At 58.2% G+C, this 13,603-nt stretch carries 11 protein-coding genes; 8 read left to right on the forward strand and 3 right to left on the reverse strand.

Annotation, left to right across the window (positions count from 1 at the left end):
* The first annotated feature begins 198 nt into the window (after positions 1-198).
* Entirely contained in the window at positions 199-1,122 is a 924-nt protein-coding gene (locus RHP72_RS06635) for a UTP--glucose-1-phosphate uridylyltransferase (protein WP_007726597.1), read from the forward strand.
* Here RHP72_RS06635 and RHP72_RS06640 read toward each other — a convergent pair.
* The 3 genes from RHP72_RS06640 to RHP72_RS06650 form a co-directional block, all read right to left on the reverse strand.
* On the reverse strand, positions 1,116-1,442 hold the full coding sequence (locus RHP72_RS06640; protein ID WP_228232489.1) for a helix-turn-helix transcriptional regulator: 327 nt from the start codon (positions 1,440-1,442) through the stop codon (positions 1,116-1,118). The genes RHP72_RS06635 and RHP72_RS06640 overlap by 7 nt on opposite strands.
* 261 nt (positions 1,443-1,703) lie before the next feature.
* Positions 1,704-3,176: a glycosyltransferase gene (locus tag RHP72_RS06645; RefSeq protein WP_081305432.1), complete on the reverse strand. Its 1,473-nt coding sequence runs from the start codon at positions 3,174-3,176 to the stop codon at positions 1,704-1,706.
* The gene (locus tag RHP72_RS06650) at positions 3,170-4,639 is read right to left on the reverse strand and encodes a hypothetical protein (protein WP_256938209.1); all 1,470 of its coding nucleotides are present in this window, start codon (positions 4,637-4,639) and stop codon (positions 3,170-3,172) included. Before RHP72_RS06650 ends, RHP72_RS06645 begins: the two co-directional genes overlap by 7 nt.
* 872 nt (positions 4,640-5,511) lie before the next feature.
* Here RHP72_RS06650 and RHP72_RS06655 point away from each other — a divergent pair.
* The 7 genes from RHP72_RS06655 (at position 5,512) to RHP72_RS06685 (ending at position 13,477) form a co-directional block, all read left to right on the forward strand.
* Positions 5,512-7,032: a sugar transferase gene (locus RHP72_RS06655; protein WP_007726602.1), complete on the forward strand. Its 1,521-nt coding sequence runs from the start codon at positions 5,512-5,514 to the stop codon at positions 7,030-7,032.
* 150 nt (positions 7,033-7,182) lie between these two features.
* Positions 7,183-8,280: a glycosyltransferase gene (locus RHP72_RS06660; protein ID WP_065456022.1), complete on the forward strand. Its 1,098-nt coding sequence runs from the start codon at positions 7,183-7,185 to the stop codon at positions 8,278-8,280.
* A complete protein-coding gene (locus tag RHP72_RS06665; protein WP_228232491.1) occupies positions 8,252-9,403 on the forward strand; it encodes a polysaccharide pyruvyl transferase family protein in 1,152 nt (383 codons plus the stop codon). Before RHP72_RS06660 ends, RHP72_RS06665 begins: the two co-directional genes overlap by 29 nt.
* Position 9,404: 1 nt before the next feature.
* Complete coding sequence (locus RHP72_RS06670; RefSeq protein WP_311094483.1) at positions 9,405-10,727, forward strand: O-antigen ligase family protein; 1,323 nt, start codon at positions 9,405-9,407, stop codon at positions 10,725-10,727.
* The gene (locus RHP72_RS06675) at positions 10,724-11,773 is read left to right on the forward strand and encodes a glycosyltransferase (RefSeq protein ID WP_007726612.1); all 1,050 of its coding nucleotides are present in this window, start codon (positions 10,724-10,726) and stop codon (positions 11,771-11,773) included. Before RHP72_RS06670 ends, RHP72_RS06675 begins: the two co-directional genes overlap by 4 nt.
* Positions 11,770-12,561 (forward strand): glycosyltransferase, encoded by a 792-nt coding sequence (locus tag RHP72_RS06680; RefSeq protein WP_042452281.1) that lies wholly within the window; start codon positions 11,770-11,772, stop codon positions 12,559-12,561. Before RHP72_RS06675 ends, RHP72_RS06680 begins: the two co-directional genes overlap by 4 nt.
* On the forward strand, positions 12,551-13,477 hold the full coding sequence (locus tag RHP72_RS06685; protein ID WP_311094484.1) for a glycosyltransferase family 2 protein: 927 nt from the start codon (positions 12,551-12,553) through the stop codon (positions 13,475-13,477). Before RHP72_RS06680 ends, RHP72_RS06685 begins: the two co-directional genes overlap by 11 nt.
* The last annotated feature ends 126 nt before the right edge of the window (positions 13,478-13,603 follow it).

Below are 13,603 nucleotides of genomic sequence, written 5' to 3' on the forward strand. Positions count from 1 at the left end.
ACATCGAGGGGTGGTGTGTAGCTCTCGCGCGCAACGAATTCCGAGTTCGAGTCAACTTGCGGCGGCATCGGCCGCCCGGTAGACCTTGTGCGCAGGCTGTACATGCGGTGTGAGCTTCGGTCGTCGAAATGAGGGGACGACCGCTGCATGCGCGTAACGGTAAGTGTGTGAAACATCGCGTGAGCGGAGAGGTGAACGATGACTGGGTGCGCTGAACGGCCTTTCAAGACTGCTGTGGTTCCGGCTGCCGGAATGGGGACTCGTTTCCTCCCGGCCACCAAGACGGTTCCGAAAGAGTTGCTCCCCGTGGTCGATACACCCGGGATCGAGCTGGTCGCCAGCGAAGCGGCGCAAGCAGGCGCGGAACGTCTGGTGATCGTCACTGCGCCGGGCAAGGCATCGGTCGTCGGGCATTTCGTCGAGGACCTGGTGCTCGAGGGCAAGCTCGCCGCCAGCGGGAAGCACCATCTACTCGAACGTGTGCGTCGGGCTCCGGGCCTGATCTCGGTGGAGCCGGTTGTGCAAGAGTCTCCGCTGGGATTGGGACACGCTGTCGGTCTGGTCGAATCGGTGCTGGATGCGGACGAGGACTCGTTCGCGGTGCTGCTTCCCGACGATCTGGTCCACCCCTGCGGCATTCTCGACGCGATGGCGAAGGTACGTGCCGAGCGTGGTGGTTCTGTGCTGTGCGCGTTCGACGTCGCGCCCGATCGTGTTGGGGCCTACGGAGTATTCGACGTCCAAACACCTGTGGAGGGCAGCGATCCCGATGTACTTGCCGTCATCGGCATGGTTGAGAAGCCGGCTCCTGAGGATGCTCCGTCCACTCTCGCCGCGGCCGGACGATACCTTCTCGATCGCGCCGTGTTCGACGCGCTCAGACGAATCTCACCCGGGCAGGGTGGCGAACTACAACTGACGGATGCGATAGCGCTGTTGATCGCGGAGGGGCATCCGGTTCACGTCGTCGTCCATCACGGAACCCGCCACGATCTTGGTAACCCGGGAGGCTTTCTGCGAGCATCTCTCGACCATGCGCTCAGTCGCACCGAGTACGGACCGGAGTTGCGAGTCTGGCTCAAGGAACGATTGGATCAGCCGGATCCGCAGCTGACCTACTGACTTGCAAGGCTATGCGACGCGGAGCGTCTCGCCAGCTCATCGAGGAGATCTTGCGTGCTGAGCGACGACAGCGAAATCGGCTTGTCGTCCAGACCCGACTCGTCAGGTGTCATGTAGCCCGCCGCGACAAGAATTTCCTGGACGTGGACGTCGAAGACGCGGCAAGCAGTTCTGATCGTGTCCTGCGTGGGGGGGCGTTTCGCGGACAGCCACCGACCGAGTTCGGAGGGGCGTATTCCCAGCGCACGCGCAGCATCGGCTACGTCAGTTTCTTGGCGAAGTTCCAGTTGATGCTTCACCCATTCCGAAAAACCGCTCATACCGGTCATAGTGCCTGAGTGCTGCGCGGTAAGCCAGCGCCGTCTCGACACGTAAGGCGCTCGACGGCTGATCTGTGATCATTCGGCAACCAATCACCGCAGTTCTCGCGTACCGGTAGTTAAGTTTTGTGACTGGATTGTGTGTTTACCGCAACCATCTAGCTGTGCGTTTTCCGGTGAAACCCGAAATCGGGTGAAATTGTGGGTGAGGCGGATCAGTAGACATAACTCACACCTGTGTAGAACGTGAGGGTTGCGTTGTCACGTGTTCAGACCGTGGAAGGTTTTTTCCCAGTAGGACGGGTTGCGAATCAATTGGTAGGTCCCCTTGATCGCCGCGATGCTCATCAGCACCCAATACAACGGAGCAGTCAGACAGGCGAGGAGGAGCATCGCGTTTCGCGTTTCTCGGCACGCCACGAGGTTCATGTAGAGAACAGCGGCATTACCGAATGCCAGAGAGATCAACGCGGGGAAATAGACATAGTTGGGGAAGACCTGGTGGATCACTTCAGGTTGTCCGAGAATCCAGTCCAGACTGATGAGCCAGAACACCATGTTCAAAGTGGCGACCAAAGGTGTGCCGGCCATGAGAATCGTGAATCGGAGAAAGCCGATCGGACCCAATCCTCGCCATAATTTGACGGGTTGGCGCATGTGGACGAGCCACGTCTGCAAATAGCCCTTGTACCAACGCGAGCGCTGTCTGATCCAGTTGATCGTGTCACTGTTGGCTTCTTCGAGCGTGGTGGAATTCAAGACCGCGGTGCGATATCCGCTCTCTGCAATCCGCACGCCGAGGTCCGCATCCTCCGTGACATTGAAAGGATCCCACGCCCCGATCTCGTCGAGGACGCTACGGCGTAGGTGATTCGAGGTGCCGCCGAGAGGAATCGGTGAATTGCTCCGCATCAATCCAGGAAGGATGAAGCTGAACCACAGCGCGTAATCGGCGGTGAACCACGCGGTCAACAGGTTCTGAGTTCCGTTGTGGAATGCAAGTTTGGCCTGAACACAAGCAGTGTTCTCGGGAAGTTTCGCGAAAGTTGCGACTACTCGACGTAATTGGAGTGGGTCGGGGGAATCCTCGGCGTCGTAGATCGTGACGATCTCGCCCGTCGAGAAATGCAGACCGTAGTTGCATGCTTTCGGTTTGGTTCGTGGATCGGCCGCGGGCACCTTCAGAATGCTGACGACCTCGTCCACACCGGCGGCAAGTGCAGCTTCGATAGTGACGGCGTCGTCTTCCTCCAGTAGGAGAAGGACTTGCATCTTGTCTGCCGGATACTCGATCGCTCGCATGGCTGCGATGAGGTCGCCGACGACTTCAGGCTCGTTGTATGCGGGGACCAGAATGGTATAGGTGGGAAGGTCGTCGTATGAAAGAGCAAGTGCCTCTTCGTCACTGATCGTCATGATCGAGGACGCATCGAGACCCCTCGTGAACAAGATCAGACGGTCGACCATCGCCCAGATGTATCCAATGGTGCAGATCAATGTCAGCGCGATGAGAGTCGGGACGAGGAAGAACACGAGGCTGACGACGACCAGCGCAAAGCCTGCCAACAACGTATTTCGCTGCCACGGATAGAAGGCCACGGAGGCGGATGAGATCGGATGGCGCTCGCGTAGACCGTTCACTGCATCGTGCAGGGCGGCCTCGCGGTACTCCGCTGTATCCGGGTCACCGCTGACCACGACACTGTTGGACTGGCTTCGGTTTGCGTTCACCACGTCTGAGCCTCCACGAGTAGTCGAGCGAGTGCTTCGAGCATGTCCAGGTCCTTGTACTCGGATTCGGTGTCTTCGGTCGAGGTTTCACCACGCAGTAGAACGGCGAGGGTATTGCTACCGTTGGACGCCATCGACGGCTTCGGTTCGGGGAAGTAGGCGTCGGGTTCGTGATTGTCGACGCTGATCAGGCTGACTCGTTGCGCTGCTCCGTCGCCCCGCGTCCAGACGAAATTGAGATTGCTCCATGTGAGAAGGAGAGCGTCGTCGACGATCGTGTACATCTCGGCGACGATCCCGTGCGGCAGCTCCAGCGTGACCGTCGGGCTGACTCTCGCGTTCTCCAGGTCGTAGGTGGTCTTGCTGGGATACACGGCGAGCGTGGAGGGTCGACGGACCTGGACGACGTCAATCTGTACCGTGCGAGGCCGCATCTGTGAGTCCCAAGCGGGATTCGGAGTGTCGGCCCGAATGGTCTGACGACTCAGTTCGGCGGTGCTGCCGAAGTAGCGACGGGGCCAGTCGTATTCGGATGCTCCAATCTGATGCCAGCCCAGCGGAACGACAAGTCGAGGATCCGCAGTAGCCGGGGGCGGACCGACGTTGACGGTCAAACTTGTCGATGGCAGCGGCGTGAAGAACATCAGCACTGCGGCGGCAAACACCGCGAGGATGGTCCAGTTGCTTGTGGCTGTCGAAGGCTTTCGGAGTGGTCGGTCGAACGGTTTGAGCGACTTACCCCGGCGTTCGTACAGATAGAAGGCACCGCCGACGACGATTGCGGTTCCGAGTGCCGGAAACAACTGCACGGCGAAAAGCGGAGCAGCGGGATACTTCTGAATCGTGAAGTAGAGAATCACCACACCGAGCACCGTCGCGGCGACGAAGGCGATCGCCCCTCGCCTCCACGTTCTACTGACGGCGATCGTGGTCGCGGCAGACGCGACAAGCACCATGAGGACGCTGTAGTCGAAACGAGTTCCGCCCATTTCGGTCGCGATGGCGCGGTAATGCAGCGGCGCCAAGATGATCGGGACCACCCAGATTGCCCAGTACCGATTGACCGGACGGAGGCCGAACATCAGAACCGCTGCGCTCCAGACGAATACCCAGGCTGCGATGACGTCGATATGCATCAGTTCGTAGGTCTCGGCGAAACGCGGTAGCAGGAGCGCTTGAAGTCCCAACGCGACGAAGAGACCGATGCAGCCGACTATCTTGTCGGTCTCACGATCGTGAATCGGAAGCTCCGGGCCGCGCCTCAAGTCTGTTCCGACGGCTGCAACCAGGCACAAGAGCGGTAGAGCGAAGACGTAGCCGATGGCAGTTCCGCTGGCCGTGCTCTGCCAAAGCTTGGTCCAGGTGGGCCAAAATGCAAAGATCGTGGCGAGCGCGATCATCAACCATCGCACTGCGAGTCGAGGAATGATCCCGGACTCGGAGCGGATCTCACGAATCTTCAACATTTCCAGTTCCATTCGCTTACTACCCGACATCTGCGTGCGATTCGAGGCTGCGCACCGCTGGGGACTGCCGACCATCGCCATCGGTCCGGCGCCATATGCAGACATTACTTGATCGAGACATATCGCCCTCGCCACGTCGAAGCGCCAGTCCCCGAGCAGTCCGGCCGGAACGTCTCACATGCTCACATCTCACATAGTGGGAATTTTAAAATCTTATTTTCGGTACCCAGTGCGGGTCTGGGTTGGCCGGATGGCATGGCGGGATTTCGGGTCTGCCGAATTACTCCATATCGAAGGGCAATTCACTTGCGAATTGCAGAAAGTTCAATCAGGTCCGGCGGATTTGACCTACGGGGACATAGGTCCCCGGCGTGCAGGGACGGTTCTCGGTTGCGTGGATTCGGGTCCAGTTACCCATGCGAAAGAACTGTGGTCAGCAGTGAGAGGCAATGTCCGCTTTGTGAGCTATTGCAGTCGTCGGGACCTAAGCCCTCGACGTTTCCGCGGATCTACTCAATAGCTGAACTATAGCTACTAACTGGTAACTACAGCGTAAATGGCACCGTGACATTGCGGCGATTGAACGTGAACGATCGTCCAACATTCTTTGGGTGTGTGCTGGGAAGAAAAATTGCCGGTTAGAGTCTTGACCTGCAACATTATTCGAATTGAACTCCGGCCTTGGAGATGTTCTCATAGTACTCACGCGGCACGTGCAATGCCTCCGGATTATCGAGTTGCAATGTTGCCGATACCTAAGCGGAACATTTGCTCTTCTCCATCTCTAGCTGTGAGTGAAGCATTCGGGTGCAAACGGGAAATTCCGAAGAACGGTCGGGGCCTGGCGGCTCGCAAACGGGAAGGTTGGTCAGATGTCGGCATTGGACATGTCCATGGCGCCGTCGCTCGGGTATCGGCGTCCGCGCATCGTGCCGGACTCCCGTGCGGAGTTTTCCTCGCGTGCTGCGTGGCAGCATCGATACATACGTGCTCTGGCAGTGACGGATTCGCTGATTGTCGTAGCGGCGGTTTCGGCTGCGCAGTGGCTTCGATTCGGCGCCGCGCCGACCGCCGTCGACGCTCGTGAGCTCGGGCAGTTCAGCTACACCGGTTTGTCGATCGGCGTGGTGATCGCGTGGCTGGCGACGTTGCAGATATTCAGGACCAGATCTGCGAGTGTGATCGGAAGCGGTCCTGAGGAGTATCGGCGAATCCTGGTGTCCGCGATGAGATTGTTCGGCGTCATTGCGATAGTAAGCCTTCTGCTTCGTCTCGATATCGCCCGGCTCTACCTCGCATTCGCGTTCCCTGTCGGCCTTCTCGCGCTACTGGTGAGCCGTTGGCTCTGGCGTGGGGTGATCGTGCGAAGGCGTACTCGCGGTGAGTGCCTCACATCGGTACTGGTGGTGGGCAGCAAGGATGCCGGCGCTGAACTTGCACGAAACTTCGAGCGGGGTAGCGCAGACGGTTTCCGCGTGGTCGGAGTGTGTGTGCCGGGGTTCCTTCGGCGCGCGGACGAGTCCATCGCAGTCGACGGGCGTGACATACCGCTCCTCGGTGGTGAGACATCGGTAGTCGAAGCGCTGGAACTGGTCGGCGCAGATACCGTTGCCGTGACGGCAACCGAACATCTCGGCTCGGATGGCATCCGTGCACTTGCCTGGGATCTGGAATCGCGGGACGTAGATCTGGTCGTTGCGCCAAGTATCGTCGACGTGTCGGGGCCGCGCCTGTCGATGCGGCCGGTGGCCGGTCAGCCTTTGATACGCGTCGAGCGACCGAAATATCATGGTGCGCAACGCTTTGCGAAATCGTCGTTCGACGTAATTTTCGCGTCATTGTTACTGGCAGCAATTGCACCTGTTCTCCTGGCCGCGGCACTGGCGGTCAAGCTCTCGAGCCCGGGCCCGGTGTTGTATCGAGCGGAGCGAATGGGACTGGACGGCAAACCATTCCCGATGCTGAAGTTCCGTTCGATGGTCCAGAACGCAGACTCACAGGTGGAGTCGTTGATGGCCCAGAACGACGGCGCCGGTGTGCTCTTCAAGATGCGCGACGACCCGCGCGTTACACCGGTCGGGCGCTTCTTGCGCCGTTACTCGATTGACGAGCTGCCACAGTTCGTCAATGTTCTTCGGCGCGAGATGAGCGTGGTCGGCCCCAGGCCTCCGCTTCGCCGCGAGGTCGAGGCCTACGACGGAACTGTCAGTCGCCGACTTCTTGTCAAGCCGGGGATTACAGGATTGTGGCAGGTCAGTGGACGATCGGACCTTTCTTGGGAAGAGACTGTACGACTGGACCTTTCGTACGTCGACAACTGGTCGCTGATGGGTGATGTATTGATCGTCGGCAAAACGTTGAAAGCGGTGTTGGCCAGCGACGGTGCGTACTGAGACGTGAATGCGGATTCGGGACCGACTTCAGTTCGTGATGTTCTCGGTGGAAAGGCATAGCTCCCCTTGATCTTTCGTACGTCGACAACTGGTCGATGACGAGCGAGAACACGATCGTCGCGAAGGTGCTCAAGGCGATGTTGGGAAGTGATGGAGCAAATTGACCAGGAGAAGTTTGTGTCGGAACCGCCAAAGTTGAAGTCGTTGCTTGTTGTGGCGCCCTGGTTGGAAGGTGGGGGTGCACAGAAATCATTGTGCGGGTTATTGCGCGGGCTTACCGACACACATACGACCGTGGTCACTTTGTTTGCAGGATGCCGAGACTTCAACGAGGTTGCGGACCTCGCAGACGAGTTCGTCATGCTCGACTATCCAAGGAGTCCTGGCGGACTGGTCGGAGCCAGTCGAGCCATAGCAACACATCTACAGCATTCGGATGTGGTCTATTCACTGATGAGGGGTAGCCATGTCGCACTCGGCGTTTCGAGTTTGCTCAAACGTCTTCCGGGTGAGCTGATTGCGACCTTCCATCAGTTGCCGAGTGCGGATGAAACTGGCGTTCTCTCCCTGGTCGAGAACATGCTCGTTCGCAAAGCACTTCGGCACGCAAAGCTGATCACCGCGCCTTCGGAATCAGCCGTGAGTCAGATTCGTCAGCGACGTTACGGACCGCACGCTCGGCTTGTTTACGAGCCGAACTTGATCCGAGTTGACTCGAGAGAAACCATTCGTCGTGAATCTTCGGGGGCACCGCTACGGCTCCTGGCCTGTGGCCGTCTATCCAAGCAGAAGGGCTTCGATCGTATTCCCGAACTGCTGTCAGATATCGAGATTCCGTGTGAAATAAAGATCTTGGGATCAGGACCGGAAGAAGAAGACCTGAAACGGCGGTTCGGCAGTACGAAGTCTTCTTCGCATACGGTGGAACTAGTAGGACGCGTCGATGACGTTGTGCCCTATCTGGATTGGTCAGACGCGGCATTTATGCCCAGCCGAAACGAACTCAACCCTGTGTTCGTATGGGAGGCGTGGGCGCGCGGCCGGCCGGTTGTTGCTGCCGATCTACCTGCATTCGAGGATCTGCGAACCTCCGGGCCGGTGCTCACATTTACCGGCGCGGCCAGCCTTCGGTCCGCCCTCGGCGTCGTATCGAGTGACGAGTACCGAGATTTCGCCTATTCAATGGGTTTGCAGGCGTCCCGAACCATGACGACCAGGAGTGAGATCGTTGCCCGAATACAGTCGTGACCACCCGCGCATCCTGGTCATTCACGCATACAGTGCTCAAAACTCCGGCGACCGGTTGCTGGTGGAGGAAACACTCGAATTGCTGAGATCGGTGTGGCCGGATTCTGTCGTCGACGTGATTGCCACTGATGCCGAATCGTTCCGTCACCATCCGATGGCGGATCATGTCAAGTTTCATCAGTGGACGTCGGCATGGATTCCGAACCCGAAAAAGAAGGCATCCGTACGTGTTTCCATGCTGGCCAGTACCGTCACCGGCGGGCCGGCACCTGTCAGGATACTGTTCGAGCAAGCGGATTTGATAGTCGCTGTCGGGGGCGGATACCTTCGGGGTTCGTCCGTTTCCGAGGCCCTGAAAACTGCGGGGGCGCATTTCGGTCAACTCGATCTTGCCGCACGAAGTCGTGCGCGTAAGATCTATCTGCCGCAGAGTATCGGTCCGTTCCCGAACATTCTCCGTCGGCGTATCGCGAGTTCGCTGAAGGCGATGGATCAGGTGCTCGTTCGTGACGATCGATCACGGGAATTGTTCGCCGACCTGACCAATGTCGAACGAATCTCGGATCTGGCGGTTCTCAAGATGGCGGAGGTCCGTACACCTCGTACTATCGAGATCACGCATGGCCCGGTAGTCGTGGCACGTGAGCTGTCCCGCCCTGGATCCTACGAGAACACTCTGTCCGACTTGGCTCGGTCAGATCATGTTGTATGGGCGATTCAGTCCACCGGTGGCGGAAACAATGACACTCCACTCACCGTCAAATACTCCTCGGGAACCCCAAAGCCATTGCAGCACTATCTGGAGAGCGCGGAGAATCGCGTCGTTGTCAGTACACGCCTGCACGGATCGTTGTCTGCATTGCTCGCCGGAAAGCCGAGTGTGCACCTGGGCTACGAACGAAAATCATGGGGAGCATTTCATGATCTGGGGTTGGAACAGTACGTTCTCGATGCCCGACGGACTTCGGCAACTCGCGTTCTCGACGCGGTGGAATCGATTCGAGACGATCCAGCCACTTACTGGCGCCTGATCGATTCACGCATCGAGGCCGTCGCATCCCAGAGGGAACGCCTACTCGGCTCCCTGGCTGTGCCATGCCACCTGCCGACGGCTGGCCAATGACATGAACCTCTCGTTCCTGTTGTTTGCCAGTGTTTTTCTCTTGCTGATCGCACGTGTACGTGGGGTCACGGTGTTGCCAACCCGCCGTCAAACCTCAACAGGTACCAGAAGCGGGCTGATCGGGATCTGGTTTTGGGTATCGGTGGTATGGCCGGTCCTTTTCAAGGCGGTGTTAGGTAGCGTCCTTGCCCTATACCTTCCAGTTTCTGGCTCCGCGGTCTTCGTGATCTCCTACGTGCCTTCGATTGTCATCGGAATCGCGATTTTCATCGCCTCTCTCGGGTCCCGAGATTCATTCCCCTATATGCCCGCGATACTGGTCATGGCGGTGGCGATCATGCCGATCCTCATCTTCGGGGTCGTGGACATCGGTGTCGTCGGAGCGATATTCATGATTGTGCCTACGCTCCTGTGGTGCCGCGCGCTCTCGGTTGACGTACTGAACTGGCCCCGTCTTTGTTACCAGGGTCTGCTTGCGCTTTGTCTGAGCATGGCTGTGGTTTTCGTCGTCTGGCCTGAGGCTGTGGTCGAGACCTGTCGGTTGGACAAGTGCACTGTGGCGGGCCAAGTGCTCACGTCATCGATCACAGGCAATGGCAACTTCCTGGGGCTGTGTGTCGCACTGCTGAGCGTCGTTGCCGTGTATCGGCAACACTGGATCACAGTTGCGGCGGTTGGACTGGCGAGCCTCATCGTGATCGAAATTTCTGGCAGTCGAACAGCGATGATCGGTCTGGTTCTCGGCTACCTCGTAGTCCTCGGTATCGGAAACCGCATGTCGCGGGTTGTGGCTCTGGCAGCTGCGATGGTTGCGTTGGTGATTTCTTTTGTGCCAGTGTTCCGAGTTTACGGGCTCCGCGATTACACCTATCGCGGTGCTTTGTGGATGAGGGCGAAGGAGCTGATTTCGGAGAGTCCGAATGTTGGTCACGGCGCGAACTATTGGACGGAGCATAACGCGTATCGCTTCTCCTCCAACTATGCCGCGCACAACATTTGGTTAGAACTCGGCGTTGCCGTCGGGTTTCTCGGAATTGCCGTGCTTGTCGTCGCTGCGGCCTGGGCGTTGCTGACCACTGACGTGGAAAATCGATACTTGGCATGGGCGCTGATCGTAACTACGGTCGCTGTGGGATTTCTGGAGGCGCCCATCCAGCCGTATCGAACCGGTCTGCTTCCCTTCCTGTGCCCTCTCATTCTTCTCTTGTGCTCCTCGGGTATGCGGAAAAGATCAGTTGATACTTCGGAGACGGAAGACCTTGCGATGGAAGATATTCGAAGCTCACATGTTGATGCCGGCCTGACGAGGGATGGTGCGCGATGAAAGTTCTGCATGTCACGGAAGCGCTCGGAGGAGGTGTAAGCACCGCGATCTTGAACTATCAGGCGTTGACGCCAGAAATGCATCACTGCGTGATTGCTCGCGAACGGGCCGGGCAGAGCACATACAATTTCCCCTCCGAACTCAGCGTGACATTGGTACCTGGAAGTTTGGCCGCACTTTTGCTGTCCGCGATTCGTATGGTGCGCCGGGGAGATTTCGATGTTCTCCACCTGCATTCCAGTCTTGCCGGTCTCGCCCGGATCATCCCGGGGCACCGAGCTGGAATCGTATACACCCCACACTGTTACGCATTCGAGCGCACCGACGTCAGTCCCCTGGCGCGGGTACTCTACAAGTCCGTTGAGCGTGGGCTACTCTCGATTCGGCGTCAGTGCGTTGTTGCCGTGAGTGGACGAGAAGCCGAGTTGACTACGGAGTTGTCGAACTCCTCCACCTCCATCGTGGTCGGCAATGTATCCCCGACCGATCACGGCGCATATTTGCGCGCAAGCAGCCCTCGGACAGCGGAAGCATCGGCTGAAAGAAGCCGAGTAGTGATGGTGGGAAGGATATTTCCCCAAAAGGATCCCCAACTGTTCGCCGATATTGCAGCAAGGTTGTCGAGCAGGTTCGAGTTCGTGTGGGTAGGAGACGGCGAAGCCGGGTTGAAAGAAAGTCTCGTGGAATCCGGGGTTCGGGTGACGGGCTGGATTCCAGCTGAACAGGTGCTGGATGAAGTGCGCGCCAGTTCGCTGTATCTCCATACCGCGGCCTGGGAGGGCGCTCCGATTTCCGCTGCGGAAGCCGCCGCGGTCGGTGTCTCGGTGATCAGTCGTGACATCAAAAGTATGGTCTCGCTTGGCTATCCAGTCGCTGGCAATACTGCGGAGTCTCTGTCAATGGCCGTCACACATTACTTCGACTGCCTGGACTACCGAACGACTGTTCAAGCCAAGACACAATATTTCAACCGAACAGTGGACGTCATGAGTTCGCGTACAGCACTCATCGACGCCTATGCATTCGCGATAGGGGCTTCTCGATGACTTCATCGGTCACCGTCATTACCATCACCAGGAATGATCTTTCGGGGCTGGTCCGCACGATCGAGAGCGTCCGGGCTCAGAGTGCACAGGGAGTCGAACACATCGTGATCGATGGTGGTTCGACGGATGGAACTGTCGAATACCTTGATTCGTTGGGTGATTCGTTAGTTTGGAACACCGGCCTCGACAGCGGTCGCTATGACGCAATGAACATCGGTGCGGAACTGGCGAGTGGCGAGTTGCTGTGGTTCATGCACTCGTCCGACGTGTTCCATTCATGTGACGTTCTGGAGAGAGTCTCTCGAGATCATCAAGGAGGGGGCGTCTCTTGGCGGTGGGGATACGGGCTGAGCAACATCCACGACTCCGGAAGTTCCATCGGAATCGGTGGCCGCGTCCCGTTCAGTCTGTCCCGATTCGCGCTAGGTGGAAACATCATTCCCCATCAAGCATGTGTGATCGAGAAGTCGCTGCATGTTGAGATCGGCGGTTACGATACCGAATTCGGACTCAGTGCCGACCAACTGTATCTGTTGAAGATGGCGGTCCGATCGCAACCGCGGGTGTGGACCGAGTTCTTCTGTGACTTTGATTCGGCCGGCGCTGGTTCGGTGCGGGGCATGATGGATCATTACCGGGACATGCGGCGATCACGCGCCCTGACCGGAATCACAGTCTTCAGGGCGCAGTGGCTCGATTATGCGGTGTCCTTGGGGGTTGCGCTTCTCGCAAAAACCGACCGTGTTCAAAGACGAGTTCTAGCAGGGGTGACTCCTCGTGTCCGATGACTATTTGGAACCCACAACGCAATCAAGTGCGGAATTCGCAGTTGTCATACCAGCTTTCAACGCGGAAGCCACACTTTTGGCGTCAATCGAGAGCGCGCACAATGCGGGCGCTTCGGAAGTCATCGTGGTGGACGACGGATCCACAGACAGTACCGCCGCGTTATGTCGCGCCCACGATATACGTGTCCTGACGCAGCCAAATGCGGGTGCATACCTCGCGAGACGACGGGGGGCCACGCTCGTCACGGCACCGTACATCGTGTTCCTGGACGCGGATGATCTTCTGGTCGCACCCGGCATTCACGAGTCCTTGGGTATTCTCTCTGCGCAGGCGGACTGCGCAGTCGTCGCTGGACGTGTGATGGCGAGTCTCCCACGTGGGCGTAGTCGGTTGAACAATCAGTCGTACTCCGAGATCAATACTCGAACCCTGTTGACACAAGGGTATGGTCCGTTTCCACCGGGAGCGGCGCTGGTTCGGCGTGCCGATTACGAAGCAGCGATTGCGCTGGACGTACCGGAGATCGTCGAGCGTTACGCCGACGACTACGAAATGTTCATTCGTCTATCCGTCGTCGGCCGAGTCGTTCAACACAACACCGTTTCCCTCGTGTATTCGATGTACGCAGGCAAATCCATTGGTTCTCCTGAGAAATCGCTGTTGTGCAAGGAATCGATCAGGGGGCACTACGCGCGACATCTGGGGATCCCAGTTCGGCTGATGAGCGCATCGGCGGTTGCCGCAGCTGCGAACGCACGCATGGGACGAGCGTCGTTCGCGCAAGGTTTGTACTGGCGGGGTTGCGTGAAGGTAGCAGTTGCCGCGTGCTACAAGGTACTCGCTCGGATCGGCGACAGCGGTCTGAAGCAGTCCACAATCGTGTCCGGCGCTAGAACCTCGGAGACACGAGGGTGAACACAGTGGTCAGCTCATACGTGAGGTCGGCGAAGTCGATCGACCTGGGCGGGACCGGGTTCTTTCGACTGGTAGGTCTGCTGGCCGGCGCTTGCGCGAACTTCGCCGTAATAGCAATTCTGTCTC

This window comes from Rhodococcus sp. SG20037, assembly GCF_031763325.1.
Classification (GTDB): domain Bacteria; phylum Actinomycetota; class Actinomycetes; order Mycobacteriales; family Mycobacteriaceae; genus Rhodococcus_F; species Rhodococcus_F qingshengii.

What these genes read in the sequence shown, in the direction of transcription:
- RHP72_RS06635 (WP_007726597.1), top strand. Translation starts at nt 199, where the DNA reads ATGACTGGGTGCGCTGAACGGCCTTTCAAGACTGCTGTGGTTCCGGCT.
- RHP72_RS06640 (WP_228232489.1), bottom strand. Translation starts at nt 1,442, where the DNA reads ATGAGCGGTTTTTCGGAATGGGTGAAGCATCAACTGGAACTTCGCCAA.
- RHP72_RS06650 (WP_256938209.1), bottom strand. Translation starts at nt 4,639, where the DNA reads ATGTTGAAGATTCGTGAGATCCGCTCCGAGTCCGGGATCATTCCTCGA.
- RHP72_RS06655 (WP_007726602.1), top strand. Translation starts at nt 5,512, where the DNA reads ATGTCGGCATTGGACATGTCCATGGCGCCGTCGCTCGGGTATCGGCGT.
- RHP72_RS06660 (WP_065456022.1), top strand. Translation starts at nt 7,183, where the DNA reads ATGGAGCAAATTGACCAGGAGAAGTTTGTGTCGGAACCGCCAAAGTTG.
- RHP72_RS06670 (WP_311094483.1), top strand. Translation starts at nt 9,405, where the DNA reads ATGAACCTCTCGTTCCTGTTGTTTGCCAGTGTTTTTCTCTTGCTGATC.
- RHP72_RS06675 (WP_007726612.1), top strand. Translation starts at nt 10,724, where the DNA reads ATGAAAGTTCTGCATGTCACGGAAGCGCTCGGAGGAGGTGTAAGCACC.
- RHP72_RS06680 (WP_042452281.1), top strand. Translation starts at nt 11,770, where the DNA reads ATGACTTCATCGGTCACCGTCATTACCATCACCAGGAATGATCTTTCG.